Source organism: Spirillospora sp. NBC_01491 (assembly GCF_036227065.1).
Lineage (GTDB): Bacteria > Actinomycetota > Actinomycetes > Streptosporangiales > Streptosporangiaceae > Spirillospora > Spirillospora xylanilytica.
Genome location: NZ_CP109432.1, coordinates 1,885,648 through 1,911,523 on the forward strand (window position 1 = coordinate 1,885,648; position 25,876 = coordinate 1,911,523).

Annotated in this window: 19 protein-coding genes; 10 read left to right on the forward strand and 9 right to left on the reverse strand. The window is 73.3% G+C overall.

All coding sequences use genetic code 11. The annotated features are described in order from the left end of the window. Positions 1 to 7: 7 nt before the first annotated feature. From OHA34_RS09225 to OHA34_RS09245, 5 genes are read right to left on the reverse strand one after another with little or no spacing between them, the layout of a single operon-like run. Complete coding sequence (locus OHA34_RS09225) at positions 8 to 1,021, reverse strand: ABC transporter permease (protein WP_285940669.1); 1,014 nt, start codon at positions 1,019 to 1,021, stop codon at positions 8 to 10. Further along, positions 1,014 to 2,570, reverse strand: a complete 1,557-nt coding sequence (locus OHA34_RS09230; protein ID WP_329521342.1) for a sugar ABC transporter ATP-binding protein — start codon at positions 2,568 to 2,570, stop codon at positions 1,014 to 1,016. Before OHA34_RS09230 ends, OHA34_RS09225 begins: the two co-directional genes overlap by 8 nt. Then, positions 2,570 to 3,622, reverse strand: coding sequence for a sugar ABC transporter substrate-binding protein (locus OHA34_RS09235; protein WP_285940671.1), 1,053 nt, complete (start codon positions 3,620 to 3,622; stop codon positions 2,570 to 2,572). The genes OHA34_RS09230 and OHA34_RS09235 overlap by 1 nt, the downstream gene beginning before the upstream one ends. Before the next feature lie 56 nt (positions 3,623 to 3,678). Beyond that, positions 3,679 to 4,458 (reverse strand): SDR family NAD(P)-dependent oxidoreductase, encoded by a 780-nt coding sequence (locus tag OHA34_RS09240; RefSeq protein ID WP_285940672.1) that lies wholly within the window; start codon positions 4,456 to 4,458, stop codon positions 3,679 to 3,681. Then, on the reverse strand, positions 4,455 to 5,744 hold the full coding sequence (locus OHA34_RS09245; protein ID WP_329521343.1) for an enolase C-terminal domain-like protein: 1,290 nt from the start codon (positions 5,742 to 5,744) through the stop codon (positions 4,455 to 4,457). Before OHA34_RS09245 ends, OHA34_RS09240 begins: the two co-directional genes overlap by 4 nt. A gap of 277 nt (positions 5,745 to 6,021) precedes the next feature. Here OHA34_RS09245 and OHA34_RS09250 point away from each other — a divergent pair, with 277 nt between their 5' ends. The 3 genes from OHA34_RS09250 (at position 6,022) to OHA34_RS09260 (ending at position 10,429) form a co-directional block, all read left to right on the forward strand. Next, positions 6,022 to 6,684 (forward strand): FadR/GntR family transcriptional regulator, encoded by a 663-nt coding sequence (locus OHA34_RS09250; RefSeq protein ID WP_285941383.1) that lies wholly within the window; start codon positions 6,022 to 6,024, stop codon positions 6,682 to 6,684. A 159-nt stretch (positions 6,685 to 6,843) separates the two neighbouring features. Beyond that, complete coding sequence (locus tag OHA34_RS09255; protein WP_285940674.1) at positions 6,844 to 8,964, forward strand: hypothetical protein; 2,121 nt, start codon at positions 6,844 to 6,846, stop codon at positions 8,962 to 8,964. Positions 8,965 to 9,004: 40 nt separating this feature from the next. Continuing rightward, positions 9,005 to 10,429: an extracellular solute-binding protein gene (locus OHA34_RS09260; protein WP_329521344.1), complete on the forward strand. Its 1,425-nt coding sequence runs from the start codon at positions 9,005 to 9,007 to the stop codon at positions 10,427 to 10,429. A 64-nt stretch (positions 10,430 to 10,493) separates the two neighbouring features. On the opposite strand, the gene OHA34_RS09265 is transcribed toward OHA34_RS09260, so the two are convergent. Continuing rightward, positions 10,494 to 11,132, reverse strand: coding sequence for an SACE_7040 family transcriptional regulator (locus OHA34_RS09265; protein ID WP_329521345.1), 639 nt, complete (start codon positions 11,130 to 11,132; stop codon positions 10,494 to 10,496). 81 nt (positions 11,133 to 11,213) lie between these two features. Here OHA34_RS09265 and OHA34_RS09270 point away from each other — a divergent pair, with 81 nt between their 5' ends. The 4 genes from OHA34_RS09270 to OHA34_RS09285 all read left to right on the forward strand — a co-directional run bounded on the left by OHA34_RS09270 (position 11,214) and on the right by OHA34_RS09285 (position 17,039). Beyond that, complete coding sequence (locus OHA34_RS09270) at positions 11,214 to 12,818, forward strand: carboxyl transferase domain-containing protein (RefSeq protein WP_329521346.1); 1,605 nt, start codon at positions 11,214 to 11,216, stop codon at positions 12,816 to 12,818. 8 nt (positions 12,819 to 12,826) lie between these two features. Then, positions 12,827 to 14,797 (forward strand): acetyl/propionyl/methylcrotonyl-CoA carboxylase subunit alpha, encoded by a 1,971-nt coding sequence (locus OHA34_RS09275; protein WP_329522387.1) that lies wholly within the window; start codon positions 12,827 to 12,829, stop codon positions 14,795 to 14,797. Beyond that, positions 14,797 to 15,711 carry a hydroxymethylglutaryl-CoA lyase gene (locus tag OHA34_RS09280; protein WP_329521347.1) on the forward strand — a complete coding sequence of 305 codons (915 nt, stop codon included), beginning with the start codon at positions 14,797 to 14,799 and terminating at the stop codon, positions 15,709 to 15,711. Before OHA34_RS09275 ends, OHA34_RS09280 begins: the two co-directional genes overlap by 1 nt. A 179-nt stretch (positions 15,712 to 15,890) precedes the next feature. Further along, the gene (locus OHA34_RS09285; RefSeq protein WP_329521348.1) at positions 15,891 to 17,039 is read left to right on the forward strand and encodes an acyl-CoA dehydrogenase family protein; all 1,149 of its coding nucleotides are present in this window, start codon (positions 15,891 to 15,893) and stop codon (positions 17,037 to 17,039) included. 48 nt (positions 17,040 to 17,087) lie between these two features. Here OHA34_RS09285 and OHA34_RS09290 read toward each other — a convergent pair whose 3' ends face one another. Next, positions 17,088 to 17,690 (reverse strand): class I SAM-dependent methyltransferase, encoded by a 603-nt coding sequence (locus OHA34_RS09290; protein WP_285940680.1) that lies wholly within the window; start codon positions 17,688 to 17,690, stop codon positions 17,088 to 17,090. Positions 17,691 to 17,852: 162 nt separating this feature from the next. On the opposite strand from OHA34_RS09290, the gene OHA34_RS09295 reads away from it, so the two are divergent. Beyond that, on the forward strand, positions 17,853 to 21,128 hold the full coding sequence (locus OHA34_RS09295; protein WP_329521349.1) for an NACHT domain-containing protein: 3,276 nt from the start codon (positions 17,853 to 17,855) through the stop codon (positions 21,126 to 21,128). A gap of 379 nt (positions 21,129 to 21,507) precedes the next feature. Beyond that, positions 21,508 to 22,962, forward strand: coding sequence for a DHA2 family efflux MFS transporter permease subunit (locus OHA34_RS09300; RefSeq protein WP_329521350.1), 1,455 nt, complete (start codon positions 21,508 to 21,510; stop codon positions 22,960 to 22,962). Between the two features lie 130 nt (positions 22,963 to 23,092). Here the strand turns inward: OHA34_RS09300 and OHA34_RS09305 are convergent, their stop codons facing one another. Continuing rightward, positions 23,093 to 24,628 (reverse strand): acyl-CoA synthetase, encoded by a 1,536-nt coding sequence (locus OHA34_RS09305; RefSeq protein WP_329521351.1) that lies wholly within the window; start codon positions 24,626 to 24,628, stop codon positions 23,093 to 23,095. Positions 24,629 to 24,687: 59 nt separating this feature from the next. Beyond that, positions 24,688 to 24,918, reverse strand: coding sequence for a DUF397 domain-containing protein (locus OHA34_RS09310; RefSeq protein WP_285940684.1), 231 nt, complete (start codon positions 24,916 to 24,918; stop codon positions 24,688 to 24,690). Positions 24,919 to 25,112: 194 nt separating this feature from the next. On the opposite strand from OHA34_RS09310, the gene OHA34_RS09315 reads away from it, so the two are divergent. Then, positions 25,113 to 25,799 carry an ATP-binding protein gene (locus OHA34_RS09315; protein ID WP_285940685.1) on the forward strand — a complete coding sequence of 229 codons (687 nt, stop codon included), beginning with the start codon at positions 25,113 to 25,115 and terminating at the stop codon, positions 25,797 to 25,799. Positions 25,800 to 25,876 lie beyond the last annotated feature (77 nt).

Consider the following 25,876-nt stretch of genomic DNA (forward strand, 5'->3'; position numbering starts at 1 on the left):
CGCCGGTTCAGTCCTGCGCCTTGCCGGAGGTGACCCGGGCGATCATCAGCGCGACCAGGATGATGCCGCCGTAGATCGCCTGGATCCAGAACGAGGGGACCTGCGCGAGCGTCAGCAGGTTCTGCACCACGCCGAGGAGCAGCACGCCGGTGACCGCGCCGGTCATCGTGCCCTTGCCGCCGTCCATCCCGATCCCGCCGATCACCGCCGCCGCCATCACCGTGAAGATCATGTTCTGGCCCTGGTTGGCGTTGATCGCGCCGACGTAGCCGGTCAGCACCAGTCCGGCGACCGCGGCGAGCACCCCGCCGATGACGAACACCGCGAAGGTGACCCGCTCGACCCGGATGCCGGCCGCGCGGGCCGCCTCCGGGTTGCCGCCGATCGCGTACAGGGCGCGGCCGAGCCGGTGGTGGCGCAGCACGAACCCGGCGGCGCCGAACGCCGCCGCCGCGGCCCACACCGACAGCGGGATCCGCAGGAAGGTGGTGGTCGCGATCGCGAAGAACGGCTCGGGCATGTCGAACAGCGTCCTGCCCTCGGTCGCGCCGACCAGCAGCCCGCGCAGGACGATGAGCATCGCCAGCGTGACGATGAACGCGTTGAGCCGCAGCCGCACCACCAGGAACCCGTTGAACGCCCCGACCGCCGCGCCGACCAGCACGATCGCGGGGAGCCCGAGCGCGACCGGCAGCTCGGTGCCGAACCCGGCCGAGGACGCCGGGATCACCAGCAGCGCGCCGAGCGCGGGCGCGATCCCGACCGTCGACTCCAGCGACAGGTCGAACCTGCCGGTGATCAGGATCAGCGACTCGGCCAGCACCACCAGCGCGAGCGCGGCGGACGCGCCGAGGATGCTGATCAGGTTCCGCTCGGTCAGGAAGCTGTCGTTGACCAGGGCGCCGAGCACGATCAGCGCGACCAGCGCGGGCACCAGGGCGAGCTCGCGGAGCCGCCGTAGCGCGGGGCCCGGCGCGGCGGGCGCCTTGACCGCCCGGTCGTCCACCGGCACATCAGTCATCGGTCGTGACCCCTTCGATCGAGGCGACCAGGTCCTGGTCGCTCCAGCCCGCGGCGTGCTCGGCGGCGATCCGGCCGTGGAAGAAGACCAGCACCCGGTCGGCCGGCCGGAGGTCGTCCAGCTCGTCGGAGACGACGACCACGGCGGTGCCGGTGCCGCGGACCTCGTCGATGACGGCGAGCAGCGCCTCCTTCGACTTCACGTCCACCCCGGCGGTCGGGTCGACCAGCACCAGCAGCCGGGGGCCGGTCGCGAGGGCGCGGGCCATCACGACCTTCTGCTGGTTACCGCCGGACAGGTCCGACACCGGCTGCTCCGGCCCGGCGGCGACGATGCCGAGGTCGCGGATGGACGCGCGGGCGAACGCGGCCAGCCGTCCCGGCGCGATGATCCCGAACCGGCCGAGCCGGTCGGTGATGGTCATCGCCGCGTTCTCCCCGACCGGCAGCCCGGGGACCAGGCCCTGCCGGTGCCGGTCGCGCGGGACGAGCCCGACGCCCGCGCGCAGCGCGCCCCGCACGTCCCCGGGCGGCAGCGGCGCACCGTCCAGGGTGGCGGTGCCGGCGGCGGGACGGCGCAGCCCGGCGAGGGTCTCGGCCAGCTCGACCTTGCCGCTGGCGCTCGACCCGGCGAGCCCGACGACCTCGCCCCGCCGCACCCGCAGGCTCACCTCGCGGTAGGCCGGTCCGGTCAGCCCGGTCACCTCCAGCCGGACGGGGGCGCCGGGACCGGCGCCCGGACGCGCGGGCCGGGCGCCGAGCCCCTCGGCCTCGCCGGTCATCGCGGCGACCAGCGCGGCCCTGGGCAGATCCGCGACGGGCGCGGTGGTGATCCAGCGGGCGTCGCGGAAGACGGTGACAGCCTGGCACACCTCGTACACCTCCTGGAGGTGGTGCGAGATGAACAGGAACGTCACGCCCGACTCCTGGAGCGCCCGCATCCGCGCGAACAGCCGCTCGATCTCGGTGCTGTCGAGCTGCGCGGTCGGCTCGTCCAGGATGATGAACCGGGCGCCGAACGACAGCGCCCGCGCGATCTCGACGAGCTGGCGGCTCTCCACGCCGAGGTCCCCGGCGCGCAGGTCGGGGTGCACGTCCACGTTCCAGGCGGCGAGCAGTTCGGCGGCCTCGCGGCGCATCCGCTTCCAGCCGACCAGGCCGCGGCCGAGCGGCCACCGCGCGGCGGCGCCGCGGACGCCGGGCTGCCGGTTGATGAACAGGTTCTCCGCGACGGTCAGGTCCGGGACGATCGTGGACTTCTGGTAGACGCACGCGACCCGCGCCCGCCAGCCGTCCCGGTCGGACGGGGACGGCGCGGGCGCGCCGTCGAACCGCACCTGGCCCGCGTCCGGCGGGAACACCCCGGTCAGGACGTTCACCAGCGTCGACTTCCCGGCGCCGTTCCGTCCGACCAGGGCGTGCGACTCGCCCGGCAGGACGGTGAGGCGGGCATCGGCGAGCGCGACCGTCGGCCCGAACCGCTTGCGCACCCCGGCCGCCTCCACCAGCGGGCGGACGGGCTCGCCGGGCGGCCTCCCGAGCTCGGCCATCACTTGACCGTGTTTCCCCACAGGGACGCGTCGTCGACGTTCTCCTTGGTCACCAGCGGCGCGGGGAGCTGGTCCTCCAGCAGCCCGGACGGCAGCTTGACGATCTCGCTGCCGTGGTCGGTCCGGCCGGGCTGGAACGTCTTCCCCGCCATCGCGGCCTTGATGTAGAAGAGCCCGTACTGGGCGTAGGCGTCGGCGGGCTGCGACACGGTCGCGTCGATCTCGCCCTTGCGGATCGCGTCGAACTCCTGCGGGATCCCGTCGTTGGAGACGACCACGATGTGCTTGGAGTCGCCGGCCTTGACGAGCTTGCCCTTGCTCTTCAGCGCCTGGAGTGTCGGCGCGAGGTAGACGCCGCCCGCCTGCATGTAGATGCCCTTGAGGTCGGGGTTGCCGTTCAGCACGGTGTCGAGGCCGCTGGCGGCCTTGTCGGCCTTCCACTCGGCGGGGATCTCCAGCACCTTCACGCCCGGGTAGTCGCGCTTCATGCAGGCGCGGAACGCCTCGGAGCGGTCGCGGCCGTTGACCGACGCGAGGTCCCCCATGATCTGCACGACCTTGCCGGACCCGACCTTGTCGCCGATGTGCTTGCACGCCTTCTCGCCGTAGGCGTGGTTGTCGGCGCGCACCACCATGGCGACCCTGCCCTTCTCGGGGGCGACGTCGACGGCGACCACCGGGACGCCCTTGCGCTCGGCCTGGTTCAGCCCGGCGACGATCGCGGCGCTGTCGAGCGGCGCGACGACCAGGCCCTTCACGTTCTGGTTCAGCAGGTTGTTGATGTCGGTGATCTGCTGCGTCGGGTCGGAGTTGGAGTTGACGGTGGGCAGCGCGTCGACCCCGAGCTCCTTGGCCTTGCGCGGCACGTAGTCGTTGTAGGACTGCCAGAAGGGCGAGGTGAGCAGCGGCAGGCCGACGCCGACCTTGCCGCCCCCGTTCCCCTTGCCGTCCCCGCTCCCGCCCCCGCCGGTGTCCGTCGTGCTGCCGCACCCTGCCGCCAGCGACGCCGCCAGGGCGACGGCCACCGAGGCGACGGCCTTGTTGCGCATCATGTTCGTCTCCAATGGGGAGGGGTGGACCTTCTGGGGTCGGGCCCGGCACGGGCCGCTCAGGACGGATCGGCTCGGGGCGGGCGCAGCCGCAGCCCCTGCATGCCGCCGTCGACCGCGAGGGACGTGCCGGTGGTGGCGCCGGACCGGGGGCTGGCCAGGTAGGCGATCGCGGCGGCGACCTCGCCCGCGGCGACGAGCCGTCCGGACGGCTGCCGGGCCTCCAGCGCCGCCCGCTCGGCCTCGGGGTCGCCGGCCGCGGCGAGCAGCCGGCCGATCCAGGGCGTGTCGGCCGTGCCGGGGTTGACGCAGGTGACGCGGATCCCCTCGCGGACGTGGTCGGCGGCCATGGCGAGGGTCAGCGACAGCACCGCGCCCTTGGACGCCGAGTACAGCGCCCGCTGCGGCAGCCCGGCGGTGGCCGCGATCGAGCAGGTGTTGACGATCGCGGCGCACGGCGAGCGCCGCAGGTGCGGCAGGGCGGCGCGGGCGGTCCGCACCATGCCGAGGACGTTCACGTCCATGACGCGCAGCCACTCCGCGTCGTCGTTGTCCTCGACGGTGCCCTGCGCGCCGATGCCCGCGTTGTTGACGAGCACGTCGAGCCCGCCGAGCCGCGCGGCGGCACCGGCGACGGCCGCGCGGACGGAGGCGTCGTCGGTGACGTCCCCGGCGACCGCGTGCAGCCGTCCCGCGTCCGCCTCGGGGAGGGGGGCGGGGTCCAGGCACGCGACCGCCGCGCCGCGGCTCGCGAGCAGCCGCGCGGTCGCCAGGCCGATCCCGGAGGCGCCGCCGGTGACCAGGGCCCGCACCCCGCCGAACTCGCCGTCGTCGTTCACGCGCTCCTCCAGGCGGATCCGCCGGGGTAGGTGTGGTCCGCGAGGGACCGGGGCCGCATCTCGGCCGACATCCCGGGCAGGGACGGCGCGGCGTAGTGGCCGCCGCTGACCCGCACCGGGTCGGCGAAGTGCTCGTGCAGGTGGTCGACGTACTCCAGCACCCGGTCCTCGGTGGTGCCGCTGACGGCGACGTAGTCGAACATGGCCAGGTGCTGGACGACCTCGCACAGCCCGACGCCGCCCGCGTGCGGGCACACCGGCACTCCGAACCGCGCGGCCAGCAGCAGGATCGCGACGTTCTCGGTCACGCCCGCGACGCGGCAGGCGTCGAGCTGGAGCACGTCGACCGCGCCCGCCTGGAGCAGCTGCTTGACGATCACCCGGTTGGCGGCGTGCTCGCCGGTCGCGACCTTCACCGGGGCGACCGCGCGGCGGATCGCGGCGTGGCCGAGGACGTCGTCCGGGCTGGTCGGCTCCTCGATCCAGTACGGGTCGTAGGGGCCGAGCGCGGCGACCCACTCGATCGCCTCCGCCACGTCCCAGCGCTGGTTGGCGTCCACGGCGATGCGCACGCCGGGGCCGACGGCCTCGCGGGCGAGCCGCATCCGGCGCAGGTCGGCGGCGAGGTCGGCGCCGACCTTCAGCTTGATCTGGGTGAAGCCGTCCGCGACGGCCTCGCGGGCGAGCCGGGCGAGCTTGTCGTCGGTGTAGCCGAGCCAGCCGGGCGCGGTGGTGTAGGCCGGGTAGCCGCGCTCGACCAGCCGCGCCTCCCGGGCGGCCCGTCCCGGCCGGGCCTCCTCCAGCAGCGCGAGCGCGTCGGACGGGGTGAGCGCGTCGGTGAGGTAGCGCCAGTCGGCCAGGTCGACGATCTGCGCCGGGGACAGGTCGGCGAGCAGCTTCCAGACCGGCTTGCCGGCCACCTTCCCGGCCAGGTCGAACGCGGCGTTGACGATCGCCGCGGCGGCCATGTGCACCGCGCCCTTCTCCGGGCCGAGCCAGCGCAGCTGCGAGTCGTGCACCAGGCGCCGGGCGAACTCGCCGAGGTCGTCCAGGTCCAGGTCGCGGCCCTCGACGAGCGGGGCGTAGGCGCGGATCGCGGCGACGCACACCTCGTTGCCGCGGCCGATGGTGAAGCAGAAGCCGTGCCCGCCGGCGCCCTCGGTCCGCAGCACCGCGTACGCGGCGGAGTAGTCGGGGTCGGGGTTCATGGCGTCCGACCCGGCCAGGTCCCGCGAGGTCGGGAACCGGACGTCGTGCGCCTCCAGCGCGAGGATCCTCAGCTTCACCCGGGTGCGCTCCCTGGATCCTCGGAAGTGGTCCGACCACATAAGAACATCCAGGGGCCACAGACTGGCAATACCTCGTAATACAGTTGTTACTTGCCGAGATTGGTACGACCTATCGGCCCAAGACAGGACGAGGCAACGCAGCGAGGGGGCACGCCAGGTGACCGGGGAGAACGGGCCGGACGCGGTGAACGGGGACGGGAACGGGGGCGCGGGCGGCGGCACGGACGGCGGCGGCGACGGGAAGGGGGGACGGACCACCGTCACGCAGCGCGCCATCGAGCAGATCAAGACCAAGATCGCGACCGGGCTGCTGGCGCCCGGCCAGCGGCTCCCCACCGAGCGCGACCTGGCCGCCGAGCTCGGGCTGTCGCGCAGCTCGATGCGGGAGGCGATCCGCGCGCTGACCGTGATGGGCGTGCTGGAGGCGCGGCACGGCGCGGGCATCTACGTCACCCGGCTGGAGCCGAGGGACCTGCTGGAGACCTTCGGCGTCGTCGCCGAGATCTCGCGCGGCTCCTCGCTGGTGGACCTGCTCCAGATCCGCCGCATCCTGGAGCCGGCCGCGACCGCGATCGCCGCCGCCCGGATCGACGCGGCGACGCTGGAGACCGTCGGCGCGCATCTGGAGCGGATGAACCACTGCGAGCGGGTCGAGGACTTCGTCGCCGCCGATCTGGCGTTCCACCAGACGATCGTCGCCGCGGCGGGCAATCCGGCACTGGAGGCCGTCGTCGCGGGGCTGTCCACCCGCACGTTCCGCGCCCGCGTCTGGCGCGGGCACCGCGACGCGGGCGCGATCCCGCGGATGCGGCTGGAGCACGAGCGCATCTACCGGGCGCTGCTCGCCCGCGACCCCGAGGCGGCCCGCGCCGCCGCCGCCGTGCACGTCGGCGAGGTCGAGGAGTGGCTGCGCGCCAACGTCGACGCATGGGGATGACCTCGCGGGCGTGCCGCGCCGCCCGCGGCCCGCGGCACGTCCGGGGTTCACCGGAAAGTCGGCCGGACTCGGTCATCTGACGCACAGCCAGCGGTGAACGGGATCATAGGATGGAGGCGTTCGGGGGCCGACGTCGACAGGGACGGCGATGGGGCCTGCATGAACGGTGCACATGACGGCGATCGGGAGAATCCCGAGCACCGCTATCTCCCCTGGCTGATCCCGACGCTGCACGCCCTGGTGATCGAGGTCGCCGCCTCCCTGCTGGCCGGGTCGGTCCTGACCCCTTTCCACGGCACTTTCTGGCGCACCATCGGCATTACCCTCACCGTCCTCGTCGCTTTGTCGGTGACCGTGGGCGGCGGCCTGTTCGCCCTTTTCCATTTCAACCGGCCGCTGGCCCTGAGGCTGCTGCGCAGACTTCTGCTCGGCCTCACCTGGGCGGCGCGGGCGACGATCTGGGGGGCGGGCGGCGCGGCCGTCCTGGCGATCGTCCTGCTCGCGGGGTACGGCGTCCGCCTCGTCGGCGAGCAGGGCCGCCCGTGCGGACGGCCCCTCGACCTGCGGATCCTCACCACCCCGGACGCGCTGACCCCGCTCCGGCAGGCCGCGGCCGACTTCGCCGCGGACGAGCGGCACGACGGCTGCTCCAGGTACGCGGTGACCGTCGCGGCGGAACCCGGTGCGACCTCGGTCCGGAATGGATTCGCCGACTCCTGGGCCCGCGACCGCACCACGGTCGGGTCCCAGCTCGTCGGCCCGCAGCCCGACATCTGGATTCCGTCGTCGACCGCCGAATACCGGTACGCGGAAAAGGCGCTGTCGTCCAGTTCGTCGGGGCACACTCCCGAGTTCGAACGGCATCCCGTCACGGTCGGGAACTCGCCCTTGGTGCTCGCGCTGTTCGGCGACGACAACGGGGCCGTTTACGGAGGGACGCGGGAACCGCTGCGCGGCAGCACGGACGAACTACTCGAATCGTTCAAAGAGGTCGGCCTGCACGGCATCGCGCGCCCGATTCCAGAGAGTTCGTCCGCGGCACTGGCCGTGACCCCGGTCCTTCAGCGGGCGGTCCACGCGGCCGGGCTCGCCCCCGCGGGCGAGGAGGCCGAGCGGTTCATCAGCCCCGCCGGATGGCTCGCCCCCGACCCCGTGGCGCTGCTGTGCAAGGTCCGCGCGCAGGCCGAGGCGCAGATGCGCGACGCCCCCGGCAAGGCGGCGTCGCCCGTGGCCGCGCCTCCGCGCGGCGTCGCCGTCGCCGTCCCCGAGAACGTGCTGAACGACTACAACGCGGGGCGGGCGCTGGGCGACGGGTGCGGCGCGGTCAAGGCCGACGACATCCCGTACGCGCAGTGGAAGCTGTACCCCTACTACGCGCGCGACCTGCCGAGCCTCGACCATCCGTTCGTCCATGTGCGGTGGCCGGGGCAGGGCACCAGGCGACGCGACGAGGCAGTCGACGCGTTCCGGACCTGGCTGAAGGGGCACCCGCTGACCTCGCAGGGGTTCCGCGACCGCGGCCACAGGTTCCGCACGTCCGACGGGCTGGACGCCGCCCACCCGTACCTGAACGCCCTCAACCGGCTCGGCAACAACGTCGTGCCCGGCACCGTCCCCGGGACGGCCGCCCCCGACGCCCAGCAGGCGCTCGACGCGATCCGGGACGCGCGCAAGAAGGTGCAGGTGGCGCTGATGCTCGACACCTCGGGGTCGATGGGCGCGCCGCCGTCGGCGTCCACCCGCGCGCTCGGCAACCGGCTCACGGTGGCGGTGTCGTTCCTGCGGAGCCTGGTGAGCCAGCTCTACAACGACGACGTCGTCGGCCTCCAGACGTTCGCGCTCCCCGCCTCCCCCGGGCCGATCCGGGTGGACCAGCCCGTCCGCAGCGACCTGATGTCGGCGCCCGGCCATCCCCAGCAGGTGACCGACGGGCTGCTCACCCGGACGCCGGCGTACAAGGACGCGCCGCTGGCCGACGCGATCCTGGCCGCCTCCCTCCCGCCCGGCCGGACCGATCTCCTCGTCGTCACCGACGGGCAGGTCTCCAAGACCAACCCGGGGCTCGCCGCGAGCCTCGACCGGCTCGGCCGCTTCCGCGAGGACCATCCGGGCGTGCGGGTGACGCTGCTGCTGACGGGCCCGACGGGCTGCGGCGACTCCCCCGTCAAGGAGATCACCCGGAAGCTCGCGGGGACCGGCGAGTACAAGGGGGGCTGCGAGCGGATGGGCGACGAGGTGAACGAGGAACAGGCCGCGCGGCTCCTGTCGAGACTGCGCTGACCACGACCACGACCACGGCGGACTGCGGACGGCGGAAGGGATGAGGATGCACAGCGGCCTCGATCTGCGCGGCACGACCCGGCGGCACCCGGTCACGGCGGCCGCCTGCGCGGTCGCGGGGGCGGTGATCGCGGTCGCGGTCGCCGCGGTCGTGGTGTTCCAGCCGTTCCACCGCGCGCCGCCCGACGACTGCTCCGCGGGCGAGCTCACCGTCGCGGGCGGCACCGACGTCAGCCTCAACAGCCAGCGCCGCTCGCTGATCGAGGACTGGAACGGCGGCGACCGGGGCGCGCGGCCGAAGGCCCGGCTCACCGAGGTGTCCCCGCTGTCGGACCAGCAGCACAGCCAGCTCAAGGCCGTCGAGGAGTCCGGGAGCTGCGCCTACGACGTGCTCATCCTGGACGGCCCGTGGACGGCCGGCTTCGCGGCCGGCGGCTTCCTGCGGCCACTCGACGACATCGGGTCGCGCCCGCCCGACACCAAGGGGTTCTTCCCCAAGGGCCTGGCGATGGGGTCCTACGACCACCGGCAGTACGCGCTGCCGTTCAACCTGGACGTCGGGCTCCTCTACTTCCGCGACAAGGCGAAGCGCCCGGCCACCCCGGACGCCTGGCCGGACGACCGGTACACCGCGCAGCTCGGCGACTACGAGGGCCTGACCGTCAACGCGCTGGAGGCCGTCTGGAACCACGGCGGCGCCGGGCTCCTCACCGGGACGGCCGGCACCGGGCGGGCCGAGCTGCGCGACCGCGTGCAGCCCGCGCTCGAGGAGGTCGCCAAGCGGATGACGCGGTCCGGCAGCCCGCTGCTCACCTCGTTCCAGCTCGGCTACCAGGAGCAGGAGACCATCGAGGCGTTCGCCCGGGGCGGGGACGACCTGGCGATGCGGCTCTGGCCGTACGCCTACCGCAACCTCGCCAACGAGCCGGGCCTGCGCGACGGCGGGCGGCTGCGGTTCACCGTGGCCGCGCCGCCGGGCGACACCGTCCTCGGCGGGCAGACCCTGGCGATCTCGCGGCACTCCCGGCACGCCGCCGACGCGCTCGCGCTGATCGAGTACCTCACCGGCGACGAGGCCCAGAAGCGGCTCTACTCCTGCGGCGGCTTCGTCCCGGCCCGCGCGTCGGTGTTCGGGCTGCCCCCGGAACCGCCGCGGGGCGCCGCCGCGACGGGGATCCGGACCTGCTCGCAGCTCCTCAAGGACGACCCGAGGACGCGGAACGACCCCGACAACCCGGCCGGCGAACCGGACGCCATGACGCCCGAGCGGCTCACCACCCTGGCCGACGCCATCGTCTCCGCCCTCGCCGGGGCCAGGCCGCGTCCGGTGACCGAGCACTACGACACCTTCAGCACGACCTTCCGCGGCTGCGCCCGCAAGATCTTCTCGGGCGAGGCCGTCGACGCGGGCCGGTTCGCCGCGGCGGTCGAAGCGTCGCTCGGCGGCCGGGCCGCCACCTGCTGACCTGCCCCGCCGTGCCCAACCCCACAAAACCTAAAACTGGATTCAGTTTAATCTTGTGGACGGGTCAGTCCGCCATCTCCTCGCCCTCGCCCCCGCCCTCGGCGGCGAGCGCGGCGCGGGCCATCATCCGCAGCAGGCCCGCCATGGCCTCGCGGTCGAGCCCCGCGGCGCTGTGCGGGGTGGAGTTGAGCAGCCCGAAGCAGGCGTGCACGGTGGCGCGGGCGCGTTCCTCGGACCGTCCGGGACGGGCCCGGAGCAGCACCGCGACCCACTCCTCGACGTAGCCGCGCTGGATCCGGCGGATCCGGTGCCGCTGCGGCTCGGGCACGTTGTCGAGCTCCCGCTCGTGCACGGTGATCAGCGCCGGGTTGCCGAGCGCGAACGAGACGTGCCAGCGCAGCAGGGCGTCCAGCGCCCGGCTGGGGTCGGGGTCGGCGGCGCGGCGGACACCCTCGGCGCGCAGCCGCTCGCTGATGTCGAGCAGCATCTCGGCGAGCATCGCCTCCTTGCCGCTGAAGTGCCGGTAGAGGGCCGGTCCGGTGAGCCCGACGGCCCGGCCGAGGTCGCCGATGGACACGCCGTGGAAGCCGCGCCGCGCGAACAGCTCGGCCGCGGCGGCCAGGATCTCGGCCCGCCGGGGGGACGGCACCGCCCCGGCGGCGCCGCCGGGCCGGGGGGACGGCCCGTCCGTTCGATACGCCATGGCGAAAGTCTAGACTGTCGTTGTTAACGGCTATTAACATCGGCGTTGTTAATGAACATTAACTGTCGACGAGGACGGGTGATGAGCGGACCTGAGCTGGGCACGCGCGCCGATCCCGGCGACGTGGCGTTCAAGCGGAACGCCGCGCACAACCAGGCCCTGGCGGCCGAGCTGCGCGACCGCGTCGACCGGACGGGACGCGGCGGGCCGGAGCGGTCCCGCGAACGGCACGTCGCGCGCGGGAAGCTGCTCCCCCGCGACCGCGTCGACACCCTCCTCGACCCCGGGTCGCCGTTCCTGGAGCTGTCGCCGCTCGCCGCGGCCGGACTGTACGGCGACGAGGCGCCCGGCGCGGGGATCATCACCGGCATCGGCCGGATCGCGGGCCGCGAGTGCGTCGTCGTCGCCAACGACGCCACGGTCAAGGGCGGCACCTACTACCCGGTCACGGTGAAGAAGCACCTGCGCGCGCAGGAGGTGGCCCTGCACAACCGGCTGCCGTGCGTTTACCTCGTCGACTCCGGCGGGGCGTTCCTGCCCCGGCAGGACGAGGTGTTCCCCGACCGCGGGCACTTCGGCCGCATCTTCTACAACCAGGCGACCATGTCGGCGCGCGGCGTCCCGCAGATCGCGGCGGTGCTCGGCTCGTGCACGGCGGGCGGCGCGTACGTCCCGGCGATGAGCGACGAGGCGGTCATCGTGCGCGGCCAGGGCACCATCTTCCTCGGCGGCCCGCCGCTGGTGAAGGCCGCGACCGGCGAGGTCGTCACCGCCGAGGAGCTCGGCGGCGGCGAGCTGCACTCCCGCGTCTCCGGCGTCACCGACCACCTCGCCGAGAACGACGCGCACGCGCTCCGGATCGTCCGCGACATCGTCGGCACCCTCGGCCCGCGCGAGCCGCGCCCCTGGGAGACCGCGCCGCCCGAGGAGCCCGCCGCCGACCCCGGCGAGCTGTACGGCGTCGTCCCGGCCGACGCCCGCACCCCCTACGACGTGCGGGAGGTCATCGCGCGCGTCGTCGACGGCAGCCGGTTCCAGGAGTTCAAGAAGGAGTACGGGGCGACGCTGGTGACCGGCTTCGCCCGGATCCACGGTCATCCGGTCGGGATCGTCGCCAACAACGGCATCCTGTTCGGCGAGTCGGCGCAGAAGGGCGCGCACTTCATCGAGCTGTGCGACCGGCGCTCGATCCCGCTGGTGTTCCTCCAGAACATCACCGGGTTCATGGTCGGCCGCGAGTACGAGGCGGGCGGCATCGCCAAGCACGGCGCCAAGATGGTCACCGCCGTGGCCTGCGCCCGCGTGCCCAAGTTCACCGTGGTGATCGGCGGGTCGTTCGGCGCGGGCAACTACGCGATGTGCGGCCGGGCGTACTCGCCGCGCTTCCTGTGGATGTGGCCGAACGCGCGCGTCTCGGTGATGGGCGGCGAGCAGGCCGCGAGCGTGCTGGCGACCGTCCGCCGCGACCAGCTCGGCGACGCCTGGTCCACCGAGGACGAGGAGGCGTTCAAGGCGCCGATCCGGGAGCAGTACGAGGAGCAGGGCAACCCCTACTACTCGACGGCCCGGCTGTGGGACGACGGCGTCATCGACCCCGCCGACACCCGCCGGGTGCTCGGCCTCGGGCTGTCGGTCGCGGCGAACGCACCGCTGGAGCCGGTCGGCTACGGCGTCTTCCGGATGTGAGGGTGACGATGTTCGAGAGCGTCCTGGTCGCCAACCGCGGCGAGATCGCGGTCCGGGTATTCCGCACGCTGCGCCGGCTCGGCGTCCGGTCGATCGCGGTGCACAGCGACGCCGACGCCGGGGCCCGCCACGCGCGCGAGGCCGACGAGGCGGTGCGGATCCCGTCCTACCTCGACATCGCGGCGGTCGTCGAGGCGGCCCGCGCGACCGGCGCCGAGGCCGTCCACCCCGGTTACGGGTTCCTGGCCGAGAACGCGGCGTTCGCCCGCGCCTGCGCCGCCGCCGGGCTGGTCTTCGTCGGCCCGCCCGCCGAGGCGATCGAGGCGATGGGCGACAAGATCCGCGCCAAGCGGACGGTGGCCGCCGCCGGGGTCCCGGTGGTCCCGGGCAGCTCCCTCCAAGGAGGGACGACCCCCCACGAGGCGGGCCTGTCGGACGCGGAGCTGGAGGCGGCGGCGCTGGAGGTCGGCCTGCCCGTCCTGCTCAAGCCGTCGGCGGGCGGCGGCGGCAAGGGCATGCGCCTGGTCCGCGACGCCGCCGAGTTGCCCGGCGCGATCGCGTCCGCGCGCCGCGAGGCCGCCGCCTCGTTCGGCGACGACACCCTGCTCGCCGAACGGTTCGTCGAGAACCCCCGGCACATCGAGATCCAGGTCTTCGCCGACGGCCGCGGCGGCGCCGTGCACCTGGGCGAGCGCGAGTGCAGCCTCCAGCGCCGCCACCAGAAGATCATCGAGGAGGCGCCGTCGCCGCTGCTGGACGAGGAGGCCCGCGCGCGGATGGGCGCCAGCGCCGTCGCCGCCGCGCGGGCCGTCGGCTACACCGGCGCGGGCACGGTCGAGTACATCGTCTCCGCCGACCGCCCCGGCGAGTACTTCTTCATGGAGATGAACACCCGGCTCCAGGTCGAGCACCCCGTCACCGAGCTGATCACCGGGCTCGACCTGGTGGAGCTCCAGCTCCGGATCGCCGCCGGCGCGGCCCTCCCGTTCACGCAGGACGAGGTGAGGCTGACCGGCCACGCCGCCGAGGCCCGGGTGTACGCCGAGGACCCCGCCCGCGGCTTCCTGCCGACCGGCGGCCGGGTGCTGGCGCTCACCGAGCCCGCGGGGCCGGGCGTCCGCGTCGACTCCGGTCTCGAACCCGGCACCGAGGTCGGCGGCTCGTACGACCCGATGCTCGCCAAGGTGGTCGTCTGGGGCGCCGACCGAGCCGAGGCGCTGCGCCGCCTGGACCGCGCGCTCGCCGCGTACACCCTTCTCGGCGTCCCGACCAACGTCGCGTTCCTGCGCGCGCTGCTCCGCCACCCCGCCGTCGCCGCGGGCGATCTCGACACCGGGCTGGTCGAGCGGTCCCTGGACGGCCTGGTCTCCGGCGCGGGCGACGTCCCGCCCGAGGTGCTCGCCGCCGCCGCGCTCGACCGGATGCGCTCGCTGGAGACCGCCGACCCCGACCCGTGGGCCGTCCCGGACGGCTGGCGCCCCGGCGCGCCCGCCTGGACCCCGTGGATCATCACCCCGGCGGGCGGCGACCCGGTCGAGGTCCGCGTCCAGGGCCGCGCCGGCGGCGCCCAGGTCAGGATCGGCGACGGCGGGCCCGTCCCGGCGTCCCTCGACGGCGGCACCCTCGCCTACGGCGGCCGGACGGTCACGTTCGCCGCCGCCCGCGACGGCGGCACGCTGTGGCTCGGCCGCGGCGGGCACGCCTGGGCGCTGACCGAGCACGTCCGGACCGACGAGGCCGGAGCGGCGGCGGTGACCGGCGACGGGGTGCTGCGCAGCCCGATGCCCGGCACCGTCCTCGCGGTCAAGGTGGCCGAGGGCGACGCGGTCGTCGAGGGCCAACCGGTCGTCGTGGTCGAGGCCATGAAGATGGAGCACACCGTCACCGCGCCGATCGCCGGCACCGTGACCCGGCTGCCCGCCCGCGCGGGGGCGCAGGTCGCCCTGGACGCGGTGCTGGCCGTCATCGAGGAGGGCTGATGCGGGTACCGCTGGACGGGCTCCCGGAGCGGGTGACGATCTACGAGGTCGGCCCCCGGGACGGGTTGCAGAACGAGAAGGCGATCGTCCCGGTCGCCGACAAGGCCGAGTTCGTCGCCCGGCTCGCCGGCGCCGGGCTGCGCACCATCGAGACCACCAGCTTCGTCCACCCGAGGTGGGTGCCGCAGCTCGCCGACGCCGAGGAGCTCCTCGGCGCGGTGACCCGCGACCCCGCCGTCCGCTATCCGGTGCTGGTCCCGAACGAGCACGGCCTCGACCGGGCCCTGGCCAACGGGATCACCGAGATCGCGATCTTCGGCAGCGCGACCGAGACGTTCGCCCGCCGCAACCTCAACCGGACCGTCGAGGAGTCCCTGGCGATGTTCGCGCCCGTCGTCGACCGGGCCCGCGCCGAGGGCCTGTGGGTGCGCGGCTACGTCTCGATGGTCTGCGGCGACCCATGGGAGGGCGACGTCCCGATCGAGCAGGTCGTCTCCGTCGCGACCCGGATGATGGACCTCGGCTGCTCCGAGCTCAGCCTCGGCGACACCATCGGCGTCGGCACCCCCGGCCAGGTCACCGCGCTGATCGAGGCCCTGGCCGCGGCGGGCGTCGGCGCCGACCGGCTCGCGGTCCACTTCCACGACACCTACGGCCAGGCCCTGGCCAACACCCTGGCCGCGCTCCGCGCCGGCGTCACCGTCGTGGACGCCTCCGCGGGCGGTCTCGGCGGCTGCCCGTACGCCGAGAGCGCCACCGGCAACCTGCCCACCGAGGACCTGGTCTGGATGCTGGACGGCCTAGGCGTCGAGACCGGCGTCGACCTCCGCCGGCTCGCCGAGACCAGCCGGTGGATGGCCGCCCGGCTCGGCCGCCCCAGCCCGTCCCGCGTAGTCCAGGCCCTGGCCGAGTGAGCAGGCGGGACCGAAGGCGCCAAGAACAGGCGCGCGACCATATGGACGTGAGCAGGCGCGCGTGGCCTGGACTGAGGAGCGCCGGGAGCGAAGCGACCAGAGCGACGAGGGAAGGCCGCGCGTGAAGCGCCTGCGAACCGGAGCGCCGAAGGCGCGACCATGAACAGGGAGTAGAGGACATGATCGATTTCAGTCTCACCGGCGAGCAGGAGGAGCTGCGGAGCACGGTCGAGCGGTTCGCCCGCGAGACCGTCGCGCCGGTGATCGGGGGCCTCTACGAGCGGGGCGAGTTCCCGTACGAGATCGTCGCCGCGATGGGCAGGATGGGGCTGTTCGGGCTGCCGTTCCCCGAGGAGCACGGCGGCATGGGCGGCGACTACTTCGCGCTGTGCCTGGCGCTGGAGGAGCTCGCCCGGGTCGACTCCTCGGTCGCGATCACGCTGGAGGCGGGGGTCTCGCTCGGGGCCATGCCGATCCACCGGTTCGGCACCGAGGCGCAGAAGAGCGAGTGGCTGCCCCGGCTGACCTCCGGCGCGCGGCTCGGCGCGTTCGGGCTGACCGAGCCCGGCGGCGGCTCCGACGTCCCCGGCGGGATGCGCACCACCGCGGTCCTGGACGGCGACCACTGGGTGATCAACGGCTCCAAGTCGTTCATCACCAACTCCGGCACCGACATCACCTCGTTCGTCACCGTCACCGCGTTCACCGGCGACGGCGAGATCTCCACGATCCTGGTCCCGAACGGCACGCCGGGCTTCACCGTCGGCGCCAAGTACTCCAAGGTCGGCTGGTCGGCGTCCGACACCCACGAGCTGGCCTTCGACGACGTCCGGGTCCCCGCCGAGAATCTCGTCGGGGAGCGCGGCCGGGGCTACGCCCAGTTCCTGCGCATCCTGGACGAGGGCCGGATCGCCATCGCCGCCCTGTCGGTCGGCCTCGCGCAGGGCTGCGTGGACGAGTGCCTGCGCTACGTCGGCGAGCGGGCCGCGTTCGGCAAGGAGATCGGCCGCTACCAGGCCGTCCAGTTCAAGATCGCCGACATGGAGGTGCGCGCCCACACCGCGCGGCTGGCCTACTACGCCGCCGCGGCGCGGCTGCTGGCCGGCGAGCCGTTCAAGAAGGAGGCCGCCATCGCCAAGCTGGTCGCCTCCAACGCCGCGATGGACAACGCCCGCGAGGCGACGCAGATCTTCGGCGGCTACGGCTTCATGAACGAGTACCCGGTGGGCCGCTTCTACCGCGACGCCAAGATCCTGGAGGTCGGCGAGGGCACCTCGGAGGTCCAGCGGATGCTCATCGCCCGCGCCCTCGGCCTTCCCCCCACCTGACCGGGAAGGACGGGCCGAACAGGCCGGACGGGCCGCGGCGGACCGGGCTCAGCGGACGGCGCCGAAGACGGTGAGGCCCGGCAGCTCGTCCCGGCGGACGCCGGAGAAGCGGTCGCGGAGCGCGCGTTCGACGCGGGCGAGCTGGTGCTCGGGCAGACTGAGCCTGCGCGTCAGCGGGGACGGCCGCCGTCCGCCGTGCCAGGCGATCAGCACCCGGCCGCCGGGACGGGTCACCCGGTGCAGCTCGCGCATCCCCGCCTCCAGGTCGGGCCACAGCCCGACGTTGTTCACCGAGACCACGGCGTCGAACGCGGCGTCCGCGAACCCGGTGCGGTCGGCGGTGCCGATCCGCAGGTCGATCCGTCCCGCGGCGATCTGCGCCCGATGCGGCCCGGCCGCCAGGTCGCGCATCTCCGGTGACGGGTCGACGCCGCAGATCAGCCGCGCGGGCGTCCGCCGGAGGTGCCGGATCAGACCGCCGGGCCCGTAGCCGACCTCCAGGATCCGCTCCCCCGCCCGGACGCCGAGCAGCCCGAGCAGGTCGCGCTGCCGGTTGGTGCACAGCATGAAGAGCCCGGCGAGCCGGCCGCGCACCCCGCGCGGCAACGCGAACGGGGAGCGCGCGGGCTCGTCCGAGGTCCAGGGCGTCACACCTGCTCTATGCCCCGCTCACCGGCCGGAACCCACCGCGAAGCGGGGCGCGGGCGCGTCGGATGGAGCCCGGATGTGGTCACCCGCATCATCGGCGACCGCTGGGACGAGCCGGGCTTTTCTCGCGATACTGGGGCCCGCAACCGTAGGAGAGGGGCGCCGGTGTCCGTCGAGATGGCCGCGTTCGGCGTCGGGAGATCGGTCGTCCAGCTCGCGGCGGGCCGCTGGCTCGCGGGCCGGTCGGCCCGGGACGCCGCCGGAAGGGACCTGGCCGAGCTGGTCCGGATCGGCATCCCCGACGAGATCAAGCGGCGCCGGGCGCACCGCCAGTTCGAGGACATCGCCGACTCGGTCGCCGAGCGGCTGCTGACGTTCGCGCGGCACGAGTACGGCGGGCTGGCGGGCGGCGACCGCGAGGCCGCCCTGCACGAGGCGGTCCGCACCCTCGACGGTGCCGACCTGTCGGACGAGGCGTTCTTCGCGGCGGACGCCGACCCGGTGAAGCTGTCCCGGGGCCTGCGCTCGCGGCTGCCCGCGCGCACCGCCGGGTTCGAGCTCGGCGAGGCGGGCGCGCGGCTGTACGAGACGGTGCTCGACGAGGCGTGCGACTGCCTGGCCCGCATCATGATCCACCTGCCGCAGTTCGCCCCGCGCGCCTCGGTGGAGGCGCTCGGCCGCCTCACCGGCCTCGCCGACCAGGTCGGCGCCGTCCTCGCCCGCCTGCCCGCCCGTTCGCTGATGGCCCCCGAAGGGGAGGCCGACGACACCGACTTCACCCGCCGCTACCTCGCCTCCATCAGCGAGAACCTCGACACCCTCGAACTCTTCGGCGTCCGCTTCGAACGGCTCACCCGCCCCCAGACCGCGCTGAGCGTCGCCTACATCAGCCTGAACGTCTCCGAGGAGGGCGGGGCGCGCCGTCCCAGGACCGGCGCCCAGGCCGTCCCCGTCGACGCCTGGCGCGCCGAGGCCCGCGAGAGCGGCGCGGTGCGGGTGGAGTCCGCGCTGAGCGACCACCGGCTGACGCTCCTGCGCGGCGAGGCGGGCGGCGGCAAGAGCACGCTGCTGCGCTGGCTGGCGGTGACCGCGGCGCGCGGGAGGTTCACCGGCGACCTGGCCGGCTGGAACGACTGCGTGCCCTTCATGATCAAGCTGCGCAGCCACCCGGACGGGCCGCTGCCCCGCCCGGAGGAGTACCTCGACGACATGGCCGGCAACCTCGCCGGGATCATGCCGCGCGGCTGGGCGCACCGGCGCCTGGCGTCCGGACGCGCGCTGCTGCTGGTCGACGGGGTGGACGAGGTCACCGGGACGCGCCGGCAGGCCGTCCGGCAGTGGATCAAGGAGCTGGTCGCCGAGTTCCGCGGCGTCCGCGTCATCGTCACCTCGCGGCCCGCGGCGGCCGGATCGGACTGGCTGCGCGCGGAGGGCTTCGCCACCGTCTTCCTCGAACAGCTCGGACCCGCCGACCTGCGCGCGCTCGTCCAGCACTGGCACAGCGCCGTGCGCCACTGCGACGACCTCCCGTGCACGCCCGAACGGCTCCCGTCCTATGAGGCCAAGCTGCTGGCGCGGCTGGAGGCGGCACCGCACCTGCGCACGCTCGCGTCCAGCCCGCTGCTGGCCGCGATGCTGTGCGCGCTCAACCTCGACCGGGAGACCCTGCCGCGCGACCGGATGGGCCTCTACACCGCCGCGCTCGACCTCCTGCTGGAGACCCGCGACGCCAAGCGCGGCATCCCGAGCGCCGCCGGCGTCTCCCTCGAACGCGACCAGAAGGTCCGCATCCTTCAGGACCTGGCCTGGCACCTGTCGACGAGCGCGCGGGTGGAGCTGCCCAAGCCCATGGTCGAACGGCTCGTCGCCGACCGGCTCGCCACCATGCCGCAGGTCCGCGCGAGCGCGCCGACCGTCCTCGAGCTGCTGCTCCAGCGCAGCGGCGTGATCCGCGAACCGGTGCCGGACCGCATCGACTTCGTGCACCGGACCGTCCAGGAGTACCTGACCGCCAAGCAGGCGGCCGACCTGGGCGACATGGACCTGCTCGTCCAGAACGCCCACCGCGACCAGTGGCGGGAGACCGTGATCATGGCCGCCGGCCACGCCAACGAGCCGCTGCGCCGGGAGCTGATCACCGGCGTCCTCGGCCGCGTCGCGGCGGAGCCGAAGCGCGCCCGCCGCCTGAAGCTGCTGGCCGTCGCCTGCCTGGAGACCCTCCCGTCCGTCCCCGCGGACCTCCGCCAGGCCCTCGACACCTGCCTGGACGACCTCACCCCGCCCCGCGACACCGCCTCGTCCCGCTCCCTGGCGACGGCCGGGGAGGCGGTGCTGTCCCGGCTCCCCGCGACCCTCGGCGGCCTCTCCGACGCCGTCGCCGTCGCCTGCGTCCGCGCCGCCTGGCTGATCAACGGCCCCGAGGCGCTGGACGTCCTGACGCGCTACGCCCCCGACCCGCGCGAAGTCGTCCAGATCGAGCTGAACGAGGCCTGGGACTACTTCGATCCCCAGGAGTACGCCGAACGGGTCCTGGCCAAGGCCCCGACGACCTGGGAACTCCGAGTGAACCGTTCCCCCAGGCAGATGGCGACGCTACGCGCCCTGCCGCCCCGGACAGGGCTCCACATCCGGCTCGTGGACCCCGTGGACCTCGGGCCGCTGGAGGCGCACGCACAGGCGCTCGAGGAGCTGAGGATCTACTTCACCACCCGGTCCGAGAAGGCCGACCTCACCCTCCTGCCGGCGCTGCCACAGCTACGGCGGCTGACCATGAGCGCACCGTGGCTCGACGACCTCGGCTTCCTGGACAGGCTGCCGCGGCTGGACAGGATCTGGCTGGCCGACCTGGGAGAGGTCACCGACTACGCAGCGCTGGCCCGACAGTCCGCTCTGCGTGCGCTGTCGCTTCTCGAGTGCCACCACCTGATCGACCTGGAGATGCTTCCCCCACTCGGCGCGCTGGAGTTGCTCAACTTGAACGAGTCTCGCCTCAACTGCGGACTCGCCGAGCTGATGAACGTGGCGCCGAAGGTGAGGTACCTCTACCTCAACGGCTGCCCGTGGGTGACCGATCTCGCCGCACTGGCCCCGTCCAGGCTCGACCTGCTGAATCTGGACAACTGTGCCATCGATGATCTGAGCGCCCTTGACTCGCAGACCTCCCTGTTCTATCTCGGCTTGGGCTGGACCAAGGTGAGCGACCTCACAGCGCTCGCAAGGATGCATCGCCTGAAGTGGCTCTGGTTGAACGGCTGCGAGAGGGTGTCCGACCTTGAGCCGCTCGCGGCCCTGCCCGATCTGCGAGACCTCCACATCGCCGGGATCGCACCCGGGACCGATCTGACGCCGCTCGCGGGCAACCGTAAGCTGACAGTTCACATCAAAGCGGGGCAAGAGGTACGGGGAGCGGAGACGCTGGGGCGGCGACTCAAGATCTCCTAGCACGCGGCGATGCGTTCCGGTGGGGACCGGTCGGCGCCGGACGGCAGGGGCAGAGGTCGCTGTCGGGTGCGTCACACTCGCTTGACCTGAAGTTCTGTCGAGGTAAGACGATATATCGCGTGGAGCAGCACAGACTCGCGAAGACTGTCCTACCTCGGTGGAATACTCCCGCTCCTGTCCCGGTTTAAGCGTTCGCAAAAGTGTCAGTCTCTGCACTATTTTGCTTCGGTACCCCCTAAGACCCGTGTTCGACGGCCCCTGCGCGCCCCTGGGCGCCGGCCCCTGACGATTGGAACAGTAAGTGACCGCTCCCGCGTCTCCGCGGACGAAGGACGACCCGCCTGCGGCGCCGTCGGCCGGTGGAGGTCTTGATCGCGGCGTGCTCGCGGTGGCCATGGTCGTCGTGCTCGGTGCGATCATGTCCATCCTGGACGTGACCGTCGTCAATGTCGCCATCAACGACCTCGCCAAGGAGTTCAAGACTCCGCTGTCGACGATCCAGTGGGTCGCGACCGGCTACACCCTGGCGCTGGCCACGGTGATCCCGATCACCGGGTGGGCCTCGGCCCGGTTCGGCACCAAGCGCCTCTACATGATCTCGATCACCCTGTTCGTGGCCGGCTCGATGCTGGCCGGGCTGGCCTGGTCGGCCGAGTCGCTGATCGCCTTCCGGGTGCTCCAGGGCCTCGGCGGCGGCATGATCATGCCGGCCGGCATGACGATCCTGACCCAGGCGGCCGGCCCGCAGCGGGTCGGCCAGGTGATGAGCGTCGTCGGCATCCCGATGCTGCTCGGCCCGATCCTCGGCCCGATCCTCGGCGGCTACCTGGTCGACGACGTGTCCTGGCGCTGGATCTTCTTCATCAACCTGCCGATCGGCATCGTCGCCCTGTTCCTCGCGGGCCGCATCCTCAAGCGGGACGCGCCCAAGCGGAACGAGCGGCTCGACGTGATCGGCCTGATCCTGCTGTCCCCCGGCCTGGCCGCGCTGATCTACGGCCTGGCCAAGGGCGCCGAGCTGCGCAACTTCACCAAGGGCGAGGCCCTCATCCCGACGGTCGCCGGCGCGATCCTGGTGATCGGCTTCGTGTTCCGCGCGATGAACGCCAAGAACCCGCTGATCGACCTGCGCCTGCTGAAGCGGCGCTCGGTGGCCGCGGCCTCGGGCACGATGGTGCTCTTCATGGCCGCGTTCATGGGCGCCATGCTGCTCATGCCGCTCTACTACCAGACGGTCCGCGGGGAGAGCGCGCTCACCTCCGGGCTGCTGCTGGCCCCGCAGGGCCTCGGCGCGATGGTCACCATGCCGATCGGCGGCAAGCTCACCGACCGGCTCGGCCCCGGCCGGGTCGTCCTGGTGGGCATGGTCGTCGTCGTGCTGTCGATGGCGGGCTTCGCCAGCGTGCTCGAGGCCGACTCCTCGTACTGGGCGCTCGGCGGCGTGCTGTTCGTCATGGGTCTCGGCATGGGCATGACGATGATGCCCACGATGGCCGCGGCCATCCAGACGCTGGTCCACGACGAGGTGCCGCGGGCCAGCACGATGCTCAACATCATCCAGCAGGTGTCGGCGTCGCTCGGCACCGCGATGATCTCGGTGCTGCTGGCCAACCAGCTGACCTCCAAGCTCGGTGGCGGCGGGGGCGGCGAGATCGGTTCCACCGCGAAGGTCCCGAAGGAAGTGATGGACAAGATCGCCGGCCCGATGGCCGACGCCTTCCAGCACACCTACTGGTTCGCGGCGGGCGCGCTGCTCCTGGCGTTCATCCCGGCGCTGCTGCTGCCGCGCAAGAAGCCGGACGCCCCGGTCGAGGCGCCCATCCAGATGCACTAGAAGGCACGGCCCTCCGGCGCGTCACGGCGCGCTGGAGGGCCACTCGCACGCCGCAGGCCCCGGCCCGGACCCTCGAGTCCCGGACCGGGGCCTTCGTCGTCCACGGGCCCGTCAGGCGCGCCGGGCCGCATCAGGCGGACGCGGCGCGGTGGTCCTTCCAGTACTCGTCCTTGAGCAGCCGCTTGTAGAGCTTGCCGGTGGGATGCCGGGGCAGCTCGGCGCGGAAGTCCACGGTGCGCGGGCACTTGTAGTGGGCGAGCCGCTCGCGGCAGTAGGCGATGAGCTCGGCCTCCAGCCCGGGGCCCGCGCCGTCCGCCGACAGGGGCTGGACGACGGCCTTGACCGCCTCGCCCATCTCGGCGTCCGGCACGCCGAACACCGCCACGTCGGCGACCTCCGGGTGCACGGCCAGCACGTTCTCGGCCTCCTGCGGGTAGATGTTCACCCCGGCACTGATGATCACGTACGAGCGGCGGTCGGTGAGGTAGAGGAACCCGTCGGCGTCCACGTGGCCGACGTCGCCGAGGGTGGTCCAGCCGTGGCCCCAGGGGTCGCGGGACGCCTCCGTCCCGGCCCGGTCGCCGTGGTACTCGAAGGAGGGGCCGCCGCCGAAGTAGAGCGTCCCGGGGGTGCCCGGCGGCACCTCGGCGCCGTCCTCGTCGCAGACGTGGACCTCGCCGAGCAGGGGCCGTCCGACGGTGCCCCTGTGCGCCAGCCAGTCGGCGGACCCGGTGTAGACGAAGCAGTTGCCCTCGGTGCCCGCGTAGTACTCGTGCAGCACCGGTCCCCACCACTCGATCATCCGCTCCTTGACCGGGACGGGGCAGGGTGCGGCGGCGTGCACGGCGCAGCGCAGGCCGGACACGTCGTAGCGGGCCCGGACCTCGTCCGGCAGCTTGAGCATGCGGATGAACATGGTCGGCACGAACTGGCCGTGCGTGACGCCGTACCGCTCGATCGCCGCGAGGGCCTCCTCCGGCTCGAACCGCTCCATCACCACGACGGTCGCGCCGAAGCGGTGGAAGTTGAGGCAGTAGCGCAGCGGCGCGGCGTGGTAGAGCGGCGCGGGCGAGAGGTAGACCGAGTCGCCGTCGGGCCGGAACAGCAGCGACAGGAGCTTGAACAGCGGGCCCTCGGTGCCCATCGGGGCCAGCGACAGCGGCGGTTTGACCCCCTTGGGACGGCCGGTGGTGCCGGACGAGTAGAGCATGTCCTGGCCTTCGGCCTCGTCCGCGATCGGCTCGGCCGGGTGGGCGGCCACGCGCTCCTCGTACGGCTCGTAGCCCGGGACGGTGCCGCCGAGCATGAGGCGCAGCGGCACGTCCGGCGGGGCCTCGGCGGCGGCCTCCATCGACGCGCTGGTGATGAAGGCCTTCGCCTCGCAGTCGCCCACGATGTAGGCCAGCTCATCGGCCTGGAGCCGGGAGCTGACGGGGGTGTAGTAGAGCCCCGACCGTTGCGCCGCCCACGCCACGGCCAGGTACAGCGGATGGTTCTCCAGCATGAACGCGATGTGGTCCCCGGGGCGCAGCCCCTCGTCGCGGAGCAGCTGCGCGAGCCGGTTGGACTCCTCGTCCAGTTCCCGGTAGGTGATGACCCGGCCCGACCCCGCCATGATCACGGCGGCCTTGCCGGGCGTCTGTGCGGCGATGTGCCCCAGGTGCATGGAACCGCACGCTACCGGGCCGGACGAGCAAATGAAATCCCGTTCGGTTTACTGGCGGTTCAGACGAGCATGTGGTCGAAGTCACCGTCCTTGGCGCCACCGACGAAGGCCTCGACCTCCTCACGGGTGTAGACGAGCACCGGCCCGTCCGGGTACCGCGAGTTGCGTACGGCGATCTCTCCGCTGGGGAGTTCGGCCATCTCGACGCAGTTGCCGCTCGGATTGCTCCGCCGGCTCTTCTGCCACACCAGGTCCTGCCGCCAGAGGTCCGACAGCCCGTAGCCGTTCATCTTTGCCCCCTCAAAGGCGTCTCCGGCTCCCCTCAGGGAGACCGCGATCTCGCCCCACCCCACACAATGGTACGAGATGCACGTGCATTCGTTCTTGCATCCGTTCATGCAGACGGTCTTGCATCTGCACGACTTGGGGAGCAAGATAGCGAACGCTCGCCGGTGACCGACCCGCACGCCTCTGGGGTTTGACAATGATCGTTGACCAGGCAGACGACATCGCGGCGCCCGCCGCCACGCACGGACGGCGGCACCGCCCCGCGGTGGCCGACCACGCGCCGTGGCCGGACGCGCCGCGCACAGCCGTCCTCCCGAGCGCGCCCGCCGCCGCGGCGACCGCCGCGCCGGTGCCCTCGCCCGGCCTCGCCGGGCTCTGGCCCGGCACGCACGCGGGCGTCCCGCGGACCGCCCGGCGGGTGCTGCCCGCCGAGATCACCGCGCCGCGCACGGCGCGCGACTTCGCGCGGGCCACGCTGCGCGCGTGGGGGGTGGACGAGGAGGCCGGCGGCGACGTGATCATCGCCGTGTCGGAGCTGGTCACCAACGCGCTGCGGCACGGCATGGACGACCTCCCCCAGCCCCTGCCCGCGCATCCGATCCAGCTCGTCCTGCTCGGGCACCCGCGGCGGATCGTCGCCATGGTGACCGACCCCGGGGCGCACACGCCGGAGCCCATCGCGCAGGAGCCCGAGCGCTCCGGTGAGGGCGGGCGCGGGCTGCTGGTGGTCGGCGGGGTCAGCGGCGCCTGGGGCTGGGCGCGGCTCGGCACCGGCGGTAAGGCCGTCTGGGCGTCGTTCAACCTCAGCGTCCCCCCGGCGGACGACGCCTCCGGGCCCACCGACCAGGGCGAGGAACACGGCACGGACGCGCCGCGGCACTGACCGCACCGGCGGGCCGGTGGCCCCGGCGGCCCGGCGGTCACGTGAGACCGCCGGGCCCGTTCGTCAGTGTCTGCGCG

Excerpts from the sequence above, each read along its gene's own strand:
- OHA34_RS09285 (WP_329521348.1), top strand. The coding sequence starts at position 15,891 with ATGATCGATTTCAGTCTCACCGGCGAGCAGGAGGAGCTGCGGAGCACG.
- OHA34_RS09235 (WP_285940671.1), bottom strand. The coding sequence starts at position 3,622 with ATGATGCGCAACAAGGCCGTCGCCTCGGTGGCCGTCGCCCTGGCGGCG.
- OHA34_RS09265 (WP_329521345.1), bottom strand. The coding sequence starts at position 11,132 with ATGGCGTATCGAACGGACGGGCCGTCCCCCCGGCCCGGCGGCGCCGCC.
- OHA34_RS09230 (WP_329521342.1), bottom strand. The coding sequence starts at position 2,570 with ATGGCCGAGCTCGGGAGGCCGCCCGGCGAGCCCGTCCGCCCGCTGGTG.
- OHA34_RS09255 (WP_285940674.1), top strand. The coding sequence starts at position 6,844 with ATGAACGGTGCACATGACGGCGATCGGGAGAATCCCGAGCACCGCTAT.
- OHA34_RS09225 (WP_285940669.1), bottom strand. The coding sequence starts at position 1,021 with ATGACTGATGTGCCGGTGGACGACCGGGCGGTCAAGGCGCCCGCCGCG.
- OHA34_RS09315 (WP_285940685.1), top strand. The coding sequence starts at position 25,113 with ATGATCGTTGACCAGGCAGACGACATCGCGGCGCCCGCCGCCACGCAC.
- OHA34_RS09310 (WP_285940684.1), bottom strand. The coding sequence starts at position 24,918 with ATGAACGGCTACGGGCTGTCGGACCTCTGGCGGCAGGACCTGGTGTGG.
- OHA34_RS09280 (WP_329521347.1), top strand. The coding sequence starts at position 14,797 with ATGCGGGTACCGCTGGACGGGCTCCCGGAGCGGGTGACGATCTACGAG.
- OHA34_RS09275 (WP_329522387.1), top strand. The coding sequence starts at position 12,827 with ATGTTCGAGAGCGTCCTGGTCGCCAACCGCGGCGAGATCGCGGTCCGG.
- OHA34_RS09270 (WP_329521346.1), top strand. The coding sequence starts at position 11,214 with ATGAGCGGACCTGAGCTGGGCACGCGCGCCGATCCCGGCGACGTGGCG.
- OHA34_RS09260 (WP_329521344.1), top strand. The coding sequence starts at position 9,005 with ATGAGGATGCACAGCGGCCTCGATCTGCGCGGCACGACCCGGCGGCAC.
- OHA34_RS09305 (WP_329521351.1), bottom strand. The coding sequence starts at position 24,628 with ATGCACCTGGGGCACATCGCCGCACAGACGCCCGGCAAGGCCGCCGTG.